Consider the following 16,942-nt stretch of genomic DNA (forward strand, 5'->3'; position numbering starts at 1 on the left):
CACATTCCCGTCATCCTGTGCGGCGAAGCACCCCGCTCCCATCGGCATACCGGCGTTAAAAACCCTTGCCCCCGGGCCCGGGAACCGGCTCAGAACGCCAGGCGGACGAACCCCGTTGCCGCTGCTATGACCACGAGGACCGCGATCATCCACCCGGCGAGCATGCAGAGGAGGGAGACCGCCCGCGGATACTGGAAGACCCACGCGACCACGGGGGTTCCGTAGAGCGCGATCCCGGGAGTCCAGATGACCGGGATCAGCATCAGGGCACCGTAGCGTTTCAGGTAGTCGATACTCCCGGTTCTTGCATCGATCTTCGATAAAAATCCCTGAACCATTCGGGAGCGTTCTGCGAATTGGTCGCAGATCTCGAGGATGCCAATCAGGGCAGCAGCGGCCACAGACGTCAGGAAGAGAAGGACGGCCGCCGGGTGCAGCCCGAGCGAGAGGCCGACGACGGCCGCGGCCGCCTGGAGGAGGAGGGTCGATCCGATAAGGGCAAGAACCGCCGTGGGGGAGACGCCGAAGGCGGATCCGATGATGAACGGAATGGCCAGGAGGAAGAGAAGCACGAACGCAACGGCTCGTGCAATCCGGAACCGGCAGGTGCCCGGTGAGAGAGCCCGTCCGCATACCTCGACGGCGGCAACCCTGGTCATACCGCACCCCTGTAGTCCTCCGGGTAGATGAACCTGCGCATCCCTCACCGGGAAGTACAGTAATGCAAAAAGCCAGATTTTTATTCCCGGCAGACCTACACCCGCATATGAGCGAGACTGAAGGTCACTTTGAAAAGGGGCGGTGGGTCATCGACCCCGCCCCGGCACCGGGGGAGGAACCGACACAGGCTGCCCCTAGCGTCGAGGAACGGATGCAGGAGGCATCCCACTCGGTCCGGAAAGCGGTCAATGATGTAATGAACGCCGGCCACCACCTCCTTGGAACGCCCGATGGACACGAACATATCCAGCAGGCGGCACGGAAGGCCGGAGAGGATCTTGAACGGGCGATCAACTCCTGGGCGGAGTCCGCGCGGCGGGCCTTGCAGAAAGAGTGAGGTAATCCCTGACGCGGGCGACGAGCTCGGGGTTTTTCGGCAGTATGGTGTGGCAGTAGAGTTCCGGGTTCCGGGCCAGGTTCGCCGGATCCGTGGGGAAAACGTCCACCTGTGCACCCGGGAGGAGTGAGTCGGAGTGGGGGACGATGCCGTCGCCGGCATACGTCGTCCGCCACCCGCCGTCCGGGGCGAACTCCCAGGTTTTGCCGCTAAACACCGGGAAGAACGCCGGGGTCGCGGTGAGGTTCGCGCCGAGGAGGATCCGGTAGGCGATGTCGTCGCGGGTCCCGGCGCGGCGGAGCGCCGCAATTGTCCTGCTCCGGGGGCGGAACTCCTGGACGATGGTGTCATCCCCCGGGTCGTAGTCCTCCGGCACGAAGACCCCGACAAGTCGCCGGATCACCTCGGGACCCCGCTCGGGGTCGTTGAAGAGTTCAGCCATGGCCGAGCCGTTGTTTGGGGGGCCGATCCCGACGAGCTGCCGAACCTGCTCCTCCCGTGCGTCGCCGTCGAGGACTTCGAGGAGGTACCGGGCGATGCAGGTTCCCATGGAGTGGCAGACGATGTCGACCGGGCCGGTGTAGCCGGTCTCTTCCCTTTTTGCGCGGATGTAGTCCCGGAGAGCGAGGGCGATCGTCTCCGTCCCGGCGCCCTGCATCGCCGTATGGTCGAACCTCCAGAAGGGCACCGCGGTGTCCGAGAGCACGGGGGCGAGGCGGTTCCAGATGCCGGGATGGCTCCGCCAGCCGTGGACCAGGACGGCCGGGCACCGGTGGTTCATTCATTCATGATCTGGCGCCGCCCGCGATGTATGTTTCGGCGGCGCCGGCAGGCACGTATTGAGGGGCCGTGCGCCTTCCTCTGCCGCATGCCCGTTGATGCCTACCCGGCAGCACCATGCGAGCGGTGCCGAACTCGAAAAAGGGTACTGTTCACGAGTTTGTTCCGAGACTTCCGCCGGGAGGGGAGAGCCCCTCGTGGCGGATGGGTCGGATCAGTTCAGTTCAATCTTGTAATCGTAATCCCGGCCGAGGTCCCCGTCCAGCGTGAGGCTGACCTTCTTTGTCTCCCCCGAGGGGATGGAGACCACTGTCGAGGCCTCGTCACGGACAAAACCTTTCTCTTCATCGATCAGTTTCATCGTCACGGTGACGTCGCCGTCGCCCCCGTCGTTCTGGATCACCGCGTTCACGGTATATCCGAGCCCTTTGGATAGGCTGATATCCGTGACCATGGAGTCCTCCACGACCTTGGGGCTCGGGCCGCCAAGTCCCATACAACCGGCTGACAGGACGAGCACTGCAGCCAGACCGAGGATAAGGATTCGCTTATTCATAGTATACGTTGCTCAGGGCGACATAAGAATACGTAGGAACCATCGGGTTACATCCATGGTTTTAAACAGAGTTTTCGGGCAAATACAGCGATAATGGGGAGATGAAAACCCCACTTTAACCGCCGGCCACGGGGGTTCACCACCCCCGGTATCTCGACCGGACTCTCTCCGGGAAGATGCTCTGTTGGAAGACCCACTCGAAGTAGCGATCGGTCATCCCGGCGATGAAGTCCCTCGCGAGCTCCGCCGGCGCTGCAGCATCGATATACGTCCGGGATGCCCACGGGGCATCGATGAAGTCTTCGTAGATTGGCGTATCCTGGCGTTCTTCCTCGATGTCCTCAAGGATGTGCTCGAAGAGGCATCCGAACATGAACCGGATCTTCTCTTCATTTCTCAGGAGTTTTTGGTTCCCGTAGATATGGTTCATATTGAACGTTTTGAAGGCCGCCACGCACTCGGCTGCCTCTTTGGAGAAGGCAATGCAGTCGGCATCGTAACTCCCGGCAATGATGTCGCGGATCAGGACGTCGAGCACCTTTCGGTTGATATCGGAGAATGCTTCCTTTTTATGTCCGGCGATACCGAAGAAGTCCATGCAGTTCTCCGGGAAGTCCTCGAGATCCCGTTCATCGATGACCTCGACCTCGAGGGCGTCCGCCAGATCGCGGCCGAGATAGGAGATGCTGTCGGCGCACCGGACGACGCACCCCTCTGTCGTGAGGGGGAAAGCATCCCCTTCCTTCTCGATCTTCTCCATCTTATCCGCAAACGAGTCCCAGTCTGCCTCGCCCTCGACCGTGAGGATACGGTCGTTGGTTTCGCCGTTGTGGCAGAGGATCCCGTCCAGCACCTGCAGCGTGAGGTTGCAGTCTTCGACGACGTCGAGGAACCGGACGCTCTGGACGTTGTGCCGGAACCCCCTGAGCCTGTGTTCGGTGCAGAGCTCGTCGAGGAACTTCTCCCCGAGGTGACCATAGGGAACGTGGCCGATGTCGTGGCCGAGGGCGATCGCCTCGATCAGGTCCTCGTTCAGGCCGAGGGCTCTCCCGATCGTCCTTGCGATCTTCGAGACCAGCTGGACGTGGAGGACGCGGTGGGTGATGTGGTCGCTCTCAACGAGGTAGAAGACCTGGGTCTTGTCGATGTAGCGGGCGTAGGCCTTCGAGTGGACGATCCGGTCGGCGTCCCGGAAGAACGGCGGCCGGATGACCGGGTCCTCGGGTTTGCGGCAGGATCGCCTGAGGTAGGCGTCGTTCCTGGTCGCCCGCGGCGAGAGGAGCGATTCGCGGTCGGCCATGCTCCGGGCCATCCGGTCAAAGATACTCTGCGGGATCTCCATCGGGCGCCCTCCGGGAAGGCGGACCGGGTTCGGTCGGGTCACCCTCCGGTAGAGAGTTCTCGGCCGGGGAAGGGGATAGGGCTTTCTGTATCAGCCGGAGGGGCGCGGACCCGCGCAGGCTATATCCCCGATGCACGTATCCTTCCCGCATGTATCCTGAAGTCATCATCCACAACAGCGTGAGCCTGGACCACGCGGTGACGGGGTTTGACGTCGATCTCGGGCTGCACTACGGCGCGCTCCTCGCCTTCGAGCCGGGGGCGGTGCTCGTGGGTTCAGCCACGGCAAAGTCCGGGATCGAGATGTTCATGGACATCAACGAGCCCGAAGCGGAGGCGGACCGGCACCGGCCCGAGGTCCGGCCGGACGACCGCCGCCCCCTCTGCGTCATCGTCGACAGCAGGGGATACTAAAAGATCTGCTCCACTTCTACCGGACCATGGAGCACACGAAAGACGTCGTCATCCTCGTCTCGGAGGCGACGCCGGGGGACTACCTCGACTACCTCCGCGAGCGGGAGTACCCGTTCATCAGGAGCGGCGGGAGCCGGGTTGATCTTAAAGGCGCCATACGGGAACTCGGGGAGCGGTTCGGCATCACGCGGGTGGTCTCAGACTCCGGCCCGGACTTGAACGACGTCCTGATCCGGGAGGGGATTGCGGATACGATCAGCCTGATCGTTCATTCGATCGTCGTCGGCGAGGGAGAGAAAAAAACTCTTCGGCCGGGCCGGGGGGCGGACGGCGCTCGAACTCCGGAAAGCCGTGCCGATGGAGCAGGGGGCGGTGCACCTGGTCTACGCCCTGAAGAGGTGAGGAGCCGGCTACCGGTCCGGACTACCGCGCTTTGCCGCAGAGGAGGAGCAAAGTCCGGCAAGGCGTATACGCTTATATACTGCCGGGGGATACGACGCACGGTGCTTTATGGTCAACGGTATTGAATCCGGCGCCGACTTCCCGGAGACGGGCGCTGTTGCAGGCTCGGCACGCTGGTTCGTGCTGCTCCTCGGGATCATCGCGTTTCTCTTCGGCGTTCTCTTCTTTGTCTACCCCATCCCGACGCTGACGCTCCTCGCCACCATCCTCGGCATCTACTGGCTGGTGAACGGTGTCGTCGTGCTCTTCAGCCTCTCCAGAGATAAAACCGGGTGGGGCTGGAAGATGCTGATCGGCATCCTCGGCATCCTCGGGGGGGTCATCGTGCTCATTTACCCGTTCTACAGCGCCGTCCTCGTCCCGACGATCTACGCCATCATCATCGGGGTAGAAGGCCTCGTCATCGGGGCAATCTACCTGATGCAGGGGTTTTCCGGCGAGGGCTGGGGGACGGCGGTCCTCGGTATCTTGAGCATCATCTTCGGGCTGATCCTGGTGGCCCACCCGTTCATCGCGGCGCTGGCCTTCGTGATGCTCCTTGCGGTGCTTGCTGTTGTCGGGGGCGTCGCGGCGATCGTTCTTGCTCTCCGGATGCCGGGGTGAGCGGAGAAGGGCGGGTGCGGATGGACTACCTCCCCCTTCTCCTATCGCATGCAGAAGGGCGTTTTGCACGTTGCTTCCGCGGTACGAGAGCGCCTGTGCTCGACGACCCGGAACGCCGGCCCTTCTGCCCGGCGTTAAGCAGCACGATAGTTAAATATGGCCTTCCCCGGCACCCGGCTCCGGGCGACCTTCTGCCCGGGAGGTATGAGTATGGGGTGGCTTGATGAACTGGCCTGACGGCGAGGCACCCCTCGCCTTCCATGTCATGGCGAAACCAACCGGCGCACGGTGCAACCTTGACTGTGCCTACTGCTTCTTCTTAAAGAAGGAGCACCTGTACCCGGACAGCAACTTCCGGATGACCGATGCGGTGATGGAGCAGTTCATCCGCCAGACCCTCGAGGGGCATCGCGTGCCCCATGTGACGATTGCCTGGCAGGGAGGGGAGCCGACCCTGATGGGGCTGGACTTCTTCCGGCGCTCTGTGGTGGTGCAGGAGAAGTATGCGAACCCCAAAACCCGTATCGAGAACACGTTTCAGACAAACGGCATCCTCCTGGACGACGAATGGTGCCGGTTCTTCCACGACAACAAGTTTCTGGTCGGTCTCTCCATGGACGGCCCCGGGGAACTCCATGACGCCTACCGGAGAGACAGGCAGGATCGCGGCACGTTCGACCGGGTCCTCAACGCCGCCCGCCTGCTCCAGAAGCACCACGTCGAGTTCAACATCCTCTGCACGGTCAATAGGATGAACGCCGACCATCCGCTGGAGGTGTACCGGTTCTTCCGCGATGAGCTCGGTGCGCCGTATATCCAGTTCATTCCCATCGTGGAACGGGAGAACGAAACGGGGTTTCAGGAAGGGAATACGGTGACCGGCCGATCCGTCCGGCCGGATCAGTGGGGGCGGTTCCTGGTCGCGATCTTCGATGAATGGATCAGAAGGGATGTCGGCCGGATGTTTGTCCTGAACTTCGACGCGGCGCTCGCAGGCTGGCTCGGGATGGCGGGGACGGTCTGCACCTTCGCGCCCACCTGCGGTCTCGGGGTGGCGCTCGAACACAACGGAGACCTCTATTCCTGCGATCACTTCGTCGAACCGGACTATTTCCTTGGCAACATCCTCGCGGCACCACTGATCGAGCTCGTAAACTCCGAAAAACAGCGGGCGTTCGGGATGGCCAAGCGCGATACGCTTCCCCGGTACTGCCGGGAATGCGACTTCCTCGCTATCTGCAACGGGGAGTGTCCAAAGAACCGGTTCGTCAGGACACCGGACGGGGAGGAGGGCCTGAACTACCTCTGCGAGGGCTACCGTATCTTCTTCTCCCACGCCGATCGCCCGATGCGGATGATGGCCGACCTGCTCTGGCAGGGGCGGAACGCCGATGAGGTGATGCCGATGCTCGCCGCCGCAACGAGAGCGCGAGAGAAGGGATCGGTAAAGATCGGCCGGAACGATCCCTGCCCCTGCGGGAGCGGTTTGAAGTATAAGAAATGCTGCGGGCGCATGAGCCGTTAACGATGCACGATAGCGGCAGGTCGCCGCCAAAATATTCAAGGGCAATTATATAAATGACGAGATGTCTTGCTGGACCCTGCTCACCGATTCAGATGAGGGGGGAGAAAGTATGCCTGAACAGTGGAAGGGTGTCGTCAATGTCGATGTCCGGGACTCCGTTGCCGACTGGACACCGTATGAAGAACCGAAAGCGCCCGAAAGTGCCCCGAATGTCCTGATGATCGTCCTCGACGATGTCGGGTTCTCGGCCATGTCCTGTTACGGTGGACTGGTAGAAACACCGAACATCGACCGCCTGGCGGCAAACGGCCTTTTATATACCCAGTGGCACACGACAGCACTCTGCTCGCCGACCCGGGCATGCCTGCTGACCGGCAGGAACCATACCACCGTCGGGATGGCCTGCATCGCCGAGGCGACCACCGGGTTTCCGAACTCGAACGGCCACATCCCGTTCGAGTGCGCCACGCTCGCGGAGGTGCTGGTCGAGCAGGGCTACAACACCTACATGCTGGGCAAATGGCACCTCTGCCCGCAGGAAGAGATGCACCTGGCCTCGAACAAGCGAAACTGGCCGGGCGGCCGGGGATTGGAAAGGTATTACGGATTCCTGGGCGGCGAGACGAACCAATATTATCCTGCCCTGGTCTACGACAATCACTCGGTCAAACAGCCGGCGATGCCCGAAGAAGGCTACCACCTGACCGAAGACCTGACCGATACGGCGATCGCATTCATCCGGGACGCGAAGCAGATCAACCCGCACAAACCCTTCTTCATGTACTACTGCCCCGGCGCCACCCACGCTCCGCACCATGCTCCGAAGGAGTGGATCGAGAAGTACCGGGGCAGGTTCGACATGGGCTACGAGCGCTACCGCGAGATGGTGCTTGCACGGCAGAAACAGATGGGGATCGTCCCGGAGGATACGGAACTGCCGCCGATCAACCCGATCGGCACGCCGGAGACCAGAACGGGTCCCGACGGGAAGCCGTACCCGGAACTGGACAGCGTCAGGCCCTGGGACTCACTCTCCGATGCGGAGAAGAGACTTTTTGCCCGGATGGCGGAGGTTTACGCCGGGTTCCTCTCCCACACCGACGCCCAGATCGGCCGGGTCATCGACTTCCTGGAGGAGAGCGGCGAACTCGACAACACCCTGATCGTGCTCGTCTCCGACAACGGCGCCAGCGCCGAGGGCGGGCCGAACGGCTCGGTCAACGAGAACAAGTTCTTCAACGGCATCCCGGATTCTCTCGAAGAGAACCTGCAGCTGATCGACGACCTCGGGAGCGAAAAGACCTACAACCACTACTGCTCGGGCTGGGCGATGGCCTTCAACACGCCGTTCAAGATGTGGAAGCGCTACTGCTACGCCGGCGGCATCGCCGACGCCTGCATATTCCACTGGCCGCAGGGCATTCGGGCAAAAGGGGAGAGACGCCACCAGTACCACCATGCCATCGACGTCGCACCTACCATCATGGAATGCATCGGCATCCTGATGCCCGATACCGTGAAGGGGTACACCCAGTGGCCCGTCGAGGGCACCAGCATGCGCTATACGTTCGAGAAGGGTGATGCTCCCACACAGCGGCATACCCAGTTCTACTCAATGCTCGGTTCCCGCGGCATCTGGCACGACGGCTGGAAGGCGGTCACCACCCATCCGACCATCGCCGGGTGGGGCCACTTCACCGAGGATACCTGGGAACTCTACCATATCGAGAAAGATCGCTCGGAGACCCGCAACCTGGCCGATCAGCAGCCGCGCAAACTCCTCGAGATGATTGCGCTCTGGTGGCACGAGGCCGGGAAGTACCAGGGGCTGCCGCTCGAAGACCGCACTGCACCGGAAGTTCTGACCTCACCCCGGCCCCAGCCCGCGCCGCAACGCAACTTCTTCGTCTACTACCCGAACACCGCCCCGGTCCCCGAAGGCGTGGCGGTGAATATCCGCAACCGGTCCTATACCATCGCCGCCGACGTCGAGATACCGGATGGCGGTGCAGAAGGAGTCCTCTTCACCATGGGGAGCAGGTTCGGGGGCCATACCTTCTATATCAAGGATAACCGGCCCCGGTATGTCTACAACTTCGTCGGTGCCGAGCAGGTGATCGCCCCGGACGCCGAGGTCCCTGCCGGCAGGGCCACGCTCTCCGTTGCGTTCACCAAGGAGAGCGAGGAGCCGGAGGGCACCGCACACGGGACGGTCGCGCTCTACATCAACGACCAGAAAGTGGGCGAGGGACGGATCAAGACGCAGCCCGCGTATTTCGATCTCGCGGGCAAAGGGCTTTCCGTCGGACAGAGCCTGGGAGATGCCGTGACCGACGACTATCCCGGCGAGCGGCCGTGGGCGTTCACCGGGACGCTCCATAAGATCATGGTGGACGTCACCGGGGAACCGTACGCTCACCTCGAGAAAGAGGCAGCCGCGATGATGGCCCGGGAGTAACGGGCCTTTCTGTGAGGTGGAGAAGATGAGGGGAAGAAGAGCAGAAGGCGGTCTGCGGCGGCGCGAAGAGGCGGGCGGCGCACACCGGTACAGGATGCGCGAGAAACTCGTCTCCATCGGGGATGACTACTGGATCGAGGACGCGGCGGGAGAGCGGGCGTTCAAGGTGGACGGGAAAGCGCTCCGTGTCAGGAACACCCTGATCATCCAGAGCAGGGAGGGCCAGGACCTCTACAGGATCCAGGAGAGGATGCTCCGCATCAAGGATACCATGGAGATCGAGCGGGGCGGCGGCGGGACAGCGGCGACGATCAAGAAGGCCCTGATCACGCCGCTCCGGGACCGGTGGACGGTGAGTATCCCGGGAGGGGAGGACTGGGACGTGCAGGGCAACATCCTCGACCACGAGTATCATATCGAGGCCGGGCGGCGGGAGCGAGTTGCCGAGGTCTCGAAGAAGTGGTTCCGGGTCCGGGACACCTACGGCGTGGACGTGGAGCCGGGACACGACGACGCGCTCATCCTCGCCGTGACGGCGGCGATCGACCAGATGTCGCACGATTAGGCCACTATGGAGGGAGGGATCGACGCCTCAACGCAGACAGCGTGTAAGGAAGTGTCGGACGGGCACGGGCAGCCTGATGGGGAGGCAGGGCATTGAGATCGGTGCTTGTTCTGGCGTCTGGCATTAGACAACTATACTTTTATACCTTGCAACTCACCGGGCCAGAACCCGGCTCCGGTTTGCAGACGCATCAGACAGAAACGGTCCCGTAAAGAGGCACTCTGCCGATGTACTCGTATTGCAGCCCGGGCATGACTCACGGGGTCCGGGCAGGCAACCCATGCAGATCAGGGGGAAACAGGAAATGGCTGAAATTATGTACGGGCCGATGCAGCTTCTGGTCATCGGATTCGAGAACCTGGACTTCCACGGCCAGATCCGGCAGGCGTTCGGGTCGGCGATGGAAGCGGGTGTCATCAGGCTGATCGACCTCCGGTTCGTGTACAAGGATGCGGACGGAAACGTCGACGCCATGGAGGCCACACAACTCGACGAAGAGGAACGGGAGCGCTTCGGCGCCGGGCCGATGAAGTAGTAGGGTGCGGCCGAGAAGTGCAGGACGAACGCGATGCCGAGGAGGGGTCAGAAGTCGTTGGCCGTGGTTTTGGATCGGGGGGATTGTGTTATCCGTTTTGGACTGCATAGGAATCTAAAGCAGCAAAAAAAAAAAGAGTTCGGTCAGAAACCATGACCGCTCAAAAACCAAGCCGCTGGAGGGATTCGAACCCTCGGCCTGCTGATTACGAATCAGCCGCTATACCACTAAGCCACAGCGGCAACTGCCTTAGAATATTGTACGTCCGGAATTAAAAAGGTATCACCTGCCGGGGTTCCGCCGACCCGGTCCCGTTCAGGAGTACCCCCGGATGGTGACGTTGCTCTCCTGCTGCGCTGTGGCCTCCGGGGCGGTTATCTTGCCGAACTTCTGCTCGTAGTCGGCGACGCTTTTCGCGAGCACCTCGACCAGGTTCTTCGCGTGCCGGGGGCTGACCGAGACGATTGCCTTCCCCCGCGCCTGGTTCATGCCGGGGATCTCGTGCAGGAAGAGGAACGTGAACTCGTCCTCCTTATAGGCGATCTGGATGCGGTTGGAGTAGACCGGGTCGAGATTGCCGGGGATGTTGACCGATATCTCGCGGTTTGCCATACCCATCTTCTGTGACTCGCTCCGGCATAAGGGTTGGTCTTGGTCGACCGAGCGTCGGTGCGGAGCGTATTGCGCTAAATAGCGGGAGGACATACCTCCCACCATACGGGAACTCGCTATCCATGACCGACTATATCCCGGTATCCGGCGTCGTCGCCTGCCACATCTGCCCCCGCCGCTACTACTTCGAGCGCTCGGAGGAGCACCCGGAGTCGCCGCGCTACACCGTCTGCAAACAGGTCTCGACGCACCTCGGCGAACTCCTCGAGGCGGAGGAGATCTGGCGGGAAGTCCTCTGCGTCCTCCCCGAAGCAACGGAAGACGTCCGGGAACTCTTCGACGAATGCATCGCCGCATGCAGTGAGACCGCCTGGCAGCGGCCCGTCCAGGTCGACCTCGGCGTCGAGTCCGACACCCTCGGCATCCGGGGAAGGGTCGATAAGGTCTTCGAGGACGGCACGTTCGCCGTCACCCGGTCGAGCACCGCCCCAAAGGCCGGGGCCTACGGCACCGACCGGCTCCGGATCGCCTGCTACGTCGCCTGCCTCACCGAGACCCTGGGGCGCCCCGTCGCCGGCGGCTACGTCGAGTACGTCGCAAGCGGCGCCTGCCGCTACGTCGAACCCCAGCCCCGGGACAGGAGGGAGATGATCAAGGCAATCCGGGCGGCAAAACGGGTGGTCGCGGGCGAACTCCCGCCCCGGCCCCTCAGGGCGCCCTGCGAGGGGTGCCCGCACCATGAGCGGTGCACCGCCGGGCCGCGGCGGCTCTCCGACCTCTTCTAGACGGTCTCAAGCAGCGTCTTAGAGACGATGTACTCGCCCCTCGCCTCCCGGGTCGTCCCGACGATCAGCCACCGCTCGTCGCCGTGCTCCTCCACGACGCCCTTCGCCTCGATGACCTCCCCCGCGAGCGCCTGGCCCGAGTAGGTGTGGGTGAAGGAGAGGACCCGCGATATATCGTCGTGGTCCACCGCGTAGACCGCCGGGCTGTCGAAGGAGAGCGACGCATCGGTCACCGTCGCCTCGATCGTCGCCCGGCCGAGAACCCTCCCTTTCCCGGCGGGGACCGCGTCCAGGTTCTCGTAGGCGCGGGTATAGAGGAGGTCAAAGTAGGTCCCCTCGAACTCGCCCCGGTTCCACTTCCGCTGCTCGTGCAGGACGAAGGCGTCGAACGATATCTCCGGAACCCGTTTGTCGTAGACTTTTTGCCACATCGCGGTGCTCATCGCGGGGATTACCCCCCTCCCCACGAGGTCACGGAGCCGGCGTTGCGCGAGGAACCAGGTCTCGCCGTAGACCACCAGGTCGATATCCGATGCCTCGTTCTCGAGGCCACAGAGGAGTGAGCCCGTGCACCCGAACGAGCCCGCAGGGAGAGAGAGGTGGGAGAGGAGCCTTGCCACCCGCTCATTCCGGGCCGCCACACCGGCGATCCCCTCCTCGGGCTTGTAGACCCGGGCCACGTCACAGTAGGGCACCCGGTGAACACCGTCCAGGTACTCCGGCCTGTACGCCCGAACCCAGTCGAAAGACTCGGCAAAATCGTATTTATGGTACCGGCGGCCGGCGAGGTTCGTTCGCTCTCCGTCCGTGTCGGGGACGTAGCGGAGGATGCACCCGATCCGCTCGGCGTTGTCGTAGTTCGAGACCGCGTAGAGGCACCCCTCGCGGTCTTCGATGAAGTCACGGAGTCGTATGGCGTTCATGGTTACAGGGTCTCCAGGAACGCTTCAACCGCCTCCCATTCCGCGCCCTTGCGCAAGATGCGCCGGCCGGGGAGATCCACCACCGTGCTCGGTGTCCCCGGGAGTTCTCCGCCGTCGACCAGGTAGTCGTGGGGGACGGAGACCTCGTCGGGACGGGTCGGCGGGATGTCGTCAGAGATGTTTGCGCTGGTGGACGTGATCGGCGCATCGAGCCGCGAGATGATGGCAAGAGCGATCTCGTGGTCGGGCCACCGTATGCCGATCAGACCGGTTCCGCCCGTCAGCACCGCCGGCAGGCAGGACTTCACCGGGAGGAGCACCGTCACCGGGCCGGGCAGGAACCGTTCAATGAACGCCCGGGCAGCATCGTCCACCACCGCGACAGCGGCAAGCATCTCCATATCCGAGACCGCGACCGATATCGGTTTACCCACCGGTCGGTTCTTGGCCTCGTACACCCGCATCACCGCGTCCTCCGAGAGGGCGTCCGCCCCAAGGCCGTAGACCGTCTCGGTGGGGTAGACAACAAGCCCGTCGCGCGAAAGCACCCGGACAGCCATATCAATTGTATCCATCAGAACTCACGTCCCCGCACGCGGTTGATATCGAAGACGGCCTTGCCGCTGACGTGCATCACGGCAAAGACCCCGGCCTGGATGGGATCGGTCACGATCAGGTCGGCGTGCGAAGGAACACTCCCGGCCATCTTGAGGACTATCACCGGGATGTTCGCCGCCCTGACCCGTTCCACCGCCCGCGAGACCTCGCCGCCCATCAACGACCCGGCAAGCACCAGGATCGATGCCCGGGGGAGCCGCGCCACCGCGTCAACGGCGAGTGCCAGGTTCTGCTCCCCGACGAGCGGGATCGTGTCCACCGATATCCGCTCGCCACGGATGTTGTGCCGGTCCGCCTCGTTTACGGCGCCCATCGCCACCTGCGCCACCTGCGCGCCGCCGCCGATGATGATCACCCTCGACCCGAATATCCGGGAGAACGGCGGGTAGATGGTGACGTCGACAACGGACGGTACCCGTGCCAGGTCGGCGATGAGTTCGCCATGATTCCCGCACTCCTCAAACTCAAAGTAGAGGTAGGCCTTCCCGGTGTTCGGGCCGGAGGCGATGATCGACTGCTGGATCATCTGGATGTTCGCCAGGTAATCCGCCATCACCGTGGCCACGTCGCGCAGCACGCCGGCCCGATTCTCGGTGATGATCGAGAGGGCATACATTTCGGTATCGGTGGTCATGACCCTCCCCGGCAGGAGATCGAAACGTCCTCCGATCGTTTCACAAACAGGGCATTTTTCGTCATATCCGCGTTAAAGGATAGATTTTGGTCTCATAAGGGTTATAGGTTTTCGGTGTCCCGGGTGTCCGCTCCCTCCCTCGCCGCAAGAGCTGCGGCGAGGAGGCCGAGGGGAATATTGAGGAAGTAGAGGATCAGCCGCCAGAGAACGACGAAGAGGCCGAGAAGGTAGGTGGGCACGATCCTGCTGTACAGTGTGGCGGCGCTGAGCTCCGCGATCCCTGCCGCGCCGGGGATGAGCGGAACGGCCGCGATCATCTGGAGGATGCCCTGGAAGAGGAACGACTCGGGAAAAGACGGCGGGAGATCGAGAGCGACAAGCAGCGCCGACGCCGTGGAGAAGAGGAAGGCCCAGTCGAGGACGCTTACCAGGATAGCGCCGCCGAGAGCCCGGGGATCGGCTCTCACAAACCGGGAAGCACTCGCGGCAAAGGTCTCTGTCTCGCGGGAAATCCGCTCTGCGAGCCCCTCCGCGCCGTCTGAGCCTGGACAAAACCGGAGCCAGTGGCGGCTCCGGCCGCACCGGCCGAGCACCCGGACGGCAGCGCCGCCGATAACCCGGTTCGCGAGGGAGGGGCGACGGATCAGGATGACGAGCGCGAGCAGAAGGGCGAGGACGAGGAGGAGGAAGGCCGCCACCGGGTAGAAGACGGTCGCGGCGAGGTAGCCCCAGAGGTGCCGGACGGCAAAAAGGGCTGCGAAGGTGAGGGAGGCGAAGACCACGAGGTCGAGCACCCGTTCCGCGACGACAACGGCAACGGCGTCCCCGACGGCGAGCCCGGCACGCGAGAGACGGTGGATCCGGACGGGTTCGCCGCCCACCTGGCCGGGGGTGAGCGAGCCGGCGAAGAGCGAGAGGCTCTGGGTGATCGCAAGGCTCGATAACGGCACGGTGTAACCGAGGCCGCGGCAGATGACCCCGATCCGCACCACCCGGCAGAGGATCGATCCGGCCCGGAGCGCGAAGGCGAGGAGGAGGGCGGCGACGCCGACCTCCCCGAGGTAGGCCCGGGTTGCCGGGGTGAAGGTCGCCGCGAGCAGCCCCGCGAGGGCCGCGCCGCTGAGGAGGAGCGAGAGCGCGATCCAGAGGCGGCGCCTCATGCTCGCACCTCTCCCCACGGAGCGCCTGTCCCGTTCGGCATCACGGCAGGTAGATGCCGCTCATCACGATAACATCTTCCGCCCGGCGCGGCCGGGGAGGTGTGGGAAAAAGTGGGGAGAATGGCGCCATCAACGGGCGCGGATCTCCCGCGCCACCCTCCGCCCGAGTTCATACGCCCGGGCAATCTCGTCGCCGTCCGGCCGGTAGTTCACCTGGAACCCGCCGTCGATCACCTCAATCCCGGCCGCCTTCAAGGCATCCTCCGCCTGGGCGACCGCGCCGCCCATGCCGCCGTGCGACCCGAACGCGCACCCGATCTTCTTCGCCCCCAACCGGCCGGGTCGAAGCCCGCGGAGGTAACTGAGGAACCCGGCCACCGTGGGGAGGACCTCGTCCTGGAGCGTCGGCGACCCGACGAGGACCGCCTTCGAGTCGAGCACCTCCGTGACAATGTCGCTCCTGTGCGTTCCTTCGTAGCGACCGTCCCGGAGCAGGCAGACCCGGACGTCGGCGCCTTCGGCCATGACACCTTCGGCAACCGCCTTCGCCAGCATCGTGGTCGAGCCGTGCATGGTGTCGTAGACGATCGTGACCTTATCCTTTGCAACGCCCCGGCTCCAGTCGGTGTATGCCCTGAGGACATCGCCGGCGTGCGATCGCCAGATGACACCGTGGCTCGGCGCGATCATCCTGATGTCGATCCCGAGACCTCCGACCTCGTCGAGTTTCTTCAAGACCTTCGGCGCAAGTGGCACGATCAGGTTTGCGTAGAACTTCTGCGCATGGGCCATCGCCGCGTCGTGCCCGATCTCGTCGTCGAACCGGGCGGCGCTCGCGACGTGCTGCCCGAAGGCGTCGTTCGGGAAGAGGATGGCGTCTTCGGCGAGGTAGGTGAACATCGAGTCGGGCCAGTGGAGCATCGGCGCCTCGAGGAAGACGAGCGTCTTCCCGCCGAGGTCGAGGGTGTCGCCGGATTTAACAACCCGGATGTTCCAGCCCGTGGTGTCGTAGTGGCGGGCAAGCCCGGTGCGGGCCCGCTCCGTGCAGTAGATCGGGACACCGGGCATCCGCCGCACGAACGCGGGCAGCGTGCCGGAATGGTCCATCTCGATGTGGTTCACGACGATGTAATCGATCGCGCCCGGGTCGCAGACGGATCCGATACGGCCGAGGACTTCACCCTCGAATCCAGTGTAAGCGCCGTCGATCAGCGCTGTCTTCTCACCCTGGACGAGGTAGGCGTTGTATGTCGTTCCCGGGAGGGTGTAGCCGTGGTACTCCCTCAGGTTCCAGTCGATCGCCCCGACCCAATGGACGCCGGGGGCAAGTTTCGTAGGCATCATGGTTGTTCCTCACAATGTTCGTATTATTACGAACACATCTATGTCGGAACATTCCCTATATCCCTTTTTCGATCTTGATCTGCGGAGCGCCGGATGAGCACCGGGTGGAGAGCAGATCGGGGCCCCGAGATCGATCACCTCCGCCCCGATCAAACATACAGCCGCGTCATGACCTCGGCTGGCCGGGCCGGAAAAGAGGGTGTTGAGAGGCAGTGGCGCCGGCGATAGCCGGCACCCTTATGTCCCTGTGGTCTCGGGGACCTCAGGTTATACTATAGATTATCCGGCCGTTCCGGCGAATGGAATGGAAGTCATATGGTAGTCGCAACGCGCCTCACTCTGTGGCATCAACCTCGATCACGTACGGGTTCGGGAGGTAGCGCCCGGTAACCTCGTAGTTGTTCAGGGTGACCGTGTAGTAGCGGAGGAACTTCTCCTTGACGTCACGCATCACCTGCGGGTTCTCGTCGACCTTCGCGTTCACCCAGAGCGTCCTCTTGTTGCCGTTCGAGGCGATCTCATGGTCTTTGACGACCGGGACACCGGCCTTGAAGAGGTGCTCTGCGTTCA

At 63.2% G+C, this 16,942-nt stretch carries 19 protein-coding genes, 1 tRNA gene and 1 pseudogene; 9 read left to right on the plus strand and 12 right to left on the minus strand.

The window, feature by feature from the left end:
- Positions 1-89: 89 nt before the first annotated feature.
- Complete coding sequence (locus tag FGW20_RS03700) at positions 90-659, minus strand: hypothetical protein (RefSeq protein ID WP_301676740.1); 570 nt, start codon at positions 657-659, stop codon at positions 90-92.
- Between the two features lie 107 nt (positions 660-766).
- Between FGW20_RS03700 and FGW20_RS03705 the strand changes: the two genes are divergently transcribed.
- Positions 767-1,057 carry a hypothetical protein gene (locus tag FGW20_RS03705; protein ID WP_301676741.1) on the plus strand — a complete coding sequence of 97 codons (291 nt, stop codon included), beginning with the start codon at positions 767-769 and terminating at the stop codon, positions 1,055-1,057.
- Here FGW20_RS03705 and FGW20_RS03710 read toward each other — a convergent pair.
- From FGW20_RS03710 to FGW20_RS03720, 3 genes are all read right to left on the minus strand, one after another.
- Positions 1,011-1,838 (minus strand): lipase family alpha/beta hydrolase, encoded by an 828-nt coding sequence (locus FGW20_RS03710; protein WP_301676742.1) that lies wholly within the window; start codon positions 1,836-1,838, stop codon positions 1,011-1,013. The two genes, FGW20_RS03705 and FGW20_RS03710, sit on opposite strands and share 47 nt — an antisense overlap.
- Before the next feature lie 213 nt (positions 1,839-2,051).
- Positions 2,052-2,393, minus strand: a complete 342-nt coding sequence (locus tag FGW20_RS03715) for a hypothetical protein (RefSeq protein WP_301676743.1) — start codon at positions 2,391-2,393, stop codon at positions 2,052-2,054.
- A gap of 136 nt (positions 2,394-2,529) precedes the next feature.
- A complete protein-coding gene (locus FGW20_RS03720; protein WP_301676744.1) occupies positions 2,530-3,735 on the minus strand; it encodes a deoxyguanosinetriphosphate triphosphohydrolase family protein in 1,206 nt (401 codons plus the stop codon).
- Between the two features lie 149 nt (positions 3,736-3,884).
- Here FGW20_RS03720 and FGW20_RS03725 point away from each other — a divergent pair, with 149 nt between their 5' ends.
- The 7 genes from FGW20_RS03725 to FGW20_RS03755 all read left to right on the plus strand — a co-directional run bounded on the left by FGW20_RS03725 (position 3,885) and on the right by FGW20_RS03755 (position 10,296).
- Positions 3,885-4,148: a hypothetical protein gene (locus FGW20_RS03725; protein WP_301676746.1), complete on the plus strand. Its 264-nt coding sequence runs from the start codon at positions 3,885-3,887 to the stop codon at positions 4,146-4,148.
- Between the two features lie 26 nt (positions 4,149-4,174).
- Positions 4,175-4,675, plus strand: coding sequence for a dihydrofolate reductase family protein (locus tag FGW20_RS03730; RefSeq protein ID WP_301676747.1), 501 nt, complete (start codon positions 4,175-4,177; stop codon positions 4,673-4,675).
- Positions 4,659-5,213 carry an HdeD family acid-resistance protein gene (locus FGW20_RS03735; RefSeq protein WP_301676748.1) on the plus strand — a complete coding sequence of 185 codons (555 nt, stop codon included), beginning with the start codon at positions 4,659-4,661 and terminating at the stop codon, positions 5,211-5,213. The genes FGW20_RS03730 and FGW20_RS03735 overlap by 17 nt, the downstream gene beginning before the upstream one ends.
- Positions 5,214-5,436: 223 nt before the next feature.
- Positions 5,437-6,738 carry an anaerobic sulfatase maturase gene (locus FGW20_RS03740; protein ID WP_301676749.1) on the plus strand — a complete coding sequence of 434 codons (1,302 nt, stop codon included), beginning with the start codon at positions 5,437-5,439 and terminating at the stop codon, positions 6,736-6,738.
- Positions 6,739-6,847: 109 nt separating this feature from the next.
- The gene (locus FGW20_RS03745; protein ID WP_301676750.1) at positions 6,848-9,196 is read left to right on the plus strand and encodes an arylsulfatase; all 2,349 of its coding nucleotides are present in this window, start codon (positions 6,848-6,850) and stop codon (positions 9,194-9,196) included.
- A 25-nt stretch (positions 9,197-9,221) separates the two neighbouring features.
- Complete coding sequence (locus FGW20_RS03750; RefSeq protein ID WP_301676751.1) at positions 9,222-9,761, plus strand: LURP-one-related/scramblase family protein; 540 nt, start codon at positions 9,222-9,224, stop codon at positions 9,759-9,761.
- A 304-nt stretch (positions 9,762-10,065) separates the two neighbouring features.
- Positions 10,066-10,296, plus strand: coding sequence for a hypothetical protein (locus FGW20_RS03755; RefSeq protein WP_301676753.1), 231 nt, complete (start codon positions 10,066-10,068; stop codon positions 10,294-10,296).
- A 170-nt stretch (positions 10,297-10,466) separates the two neighbouring features.
- On the opposite strand, the gene FGW20_RS03760 is transcribed toward FGW20_RS03755, so the two are convergent.
- A tRNA-Thr gene (locus FGW20_RS03760) sits at positions 10,467-10,538 on the minus strand.
- A 73-nt stretch (positions 10,539-10,611) separates the two neighbouring features.
- Positions 10,612-10,908 (minus strand): DUF3467 domain-containing protein, encoded by a 297-nt coding sequence (locus FGW20_RS03765; protein ID WP_301676755.1) that lies wholly within the window; start codon positions 10,906-10,908, stop codon positions 10,612-10,614.
- Positions 10,909-11,030: 122 nt separating this feature from the next.
- Between FGW20_RS03765 and FGW20_RS03770 the strand changes: the two genes are divergently transcribed.
- Positions 11,031-11,693 (plus strand): CRISPR-associated protein Cas4, encoded by a 663-nt coding sequence (locus tag FGW20_RS03770; protein ID WP_301676757.1) that lies wholly within the window; start codon positions 11,031-11,033, stop codon positions 11,691-11,693.
- Here FGW20_RS03770 and FGW20_RS03775 read toward each other — a convergent pair.
- The 6 genes and pseudogenes from FGW20_RS03775 to FGW20_RS03800 form a co-directional block, all read right to left on the minus strand.
- Positions 11,690-12,616, minus strand: coding sequence for a DNA polymerase subunit beta (locus FGW20_RS03775; RefSeq protein ID WP_301676758.1), 927 nt, complete (start codon positions 12,614-12,616; stop codon positions 11,690-11,692). The genes FGW20_RS03770 and FGW20_RS03775 overlap by 4 nt on opposite strands.
- A 2-nt stretch (positions 12,617-12,618) precedes the next feature.
- Positions 12,619-13,191, minus strand: a complete 573-nt coding sequence (locus FGW20_RS03780; RefSeq protein ID WP_301676759.1) for an L-threonylcarbamoyladenylate synthase — start codon at positions 13,189-13,191, stop codon at positions 12,619-12,621.
- Positions 13,191-13,868: a DUF5612 domain-containing protein gene (locus FGW20_RS03785; RefSeq protein ID WP_301676760.1), complete on the minus strand. Its 678-nt coding sequence runs from the start codon at positions 13,866-13,868 to the stop codon at positions 13,191-13,193. Before FGW20_RS03785 ends, FGW20_RS03780 begins: the two co-directional genes overlap by 1 nt.
- Positions 13,869-13,969: 101 nt before the next feature.
- Complete coding sequence (locus FGW20_RS03790) at positions 13,970-15,028, minus strand: lysylphosphatidylglycerol synthase transmembrane domain-containing protein (protein ID WP_301676761.1); 1,059 nt, start codon at positions 15,026-15,028, stop codon at positions 13,970-13,972.
- A gap of 129 nt (positions 15,029-15,157) precedes the next feature.
- Positions 15,158-16,372, minus strand: coding sequence for an FprA family A-type flavoprotein (locus FGW20_RS03795; protein ID WP_048114811.1), 1,215 nt, complete (start codon positions 16,370-16,372; stop codon positions 15,158-15,160).
- A gap of 334 nt (positions 16,373-16,706) precedes the next feature.
- Positions 16,707-16,942 (minus strand): annotated as a pseudogene (locus FGW20_RS03800) (formylmethanofuran dehydrogenase subunit A); the annotation flags it as partial.

Origin of the sequence: Methanoculleus methanifontis (assembly GCF_030464365.1) — an archaeon.
In the GTDB taxonomy this organism is placed as follows: Archaea; Halobacteriota; Methanomicrobia; order Methanomicrobiales; family Methanoculleaceae; genus Methanoculleus; species Methanoculleus methanifontis.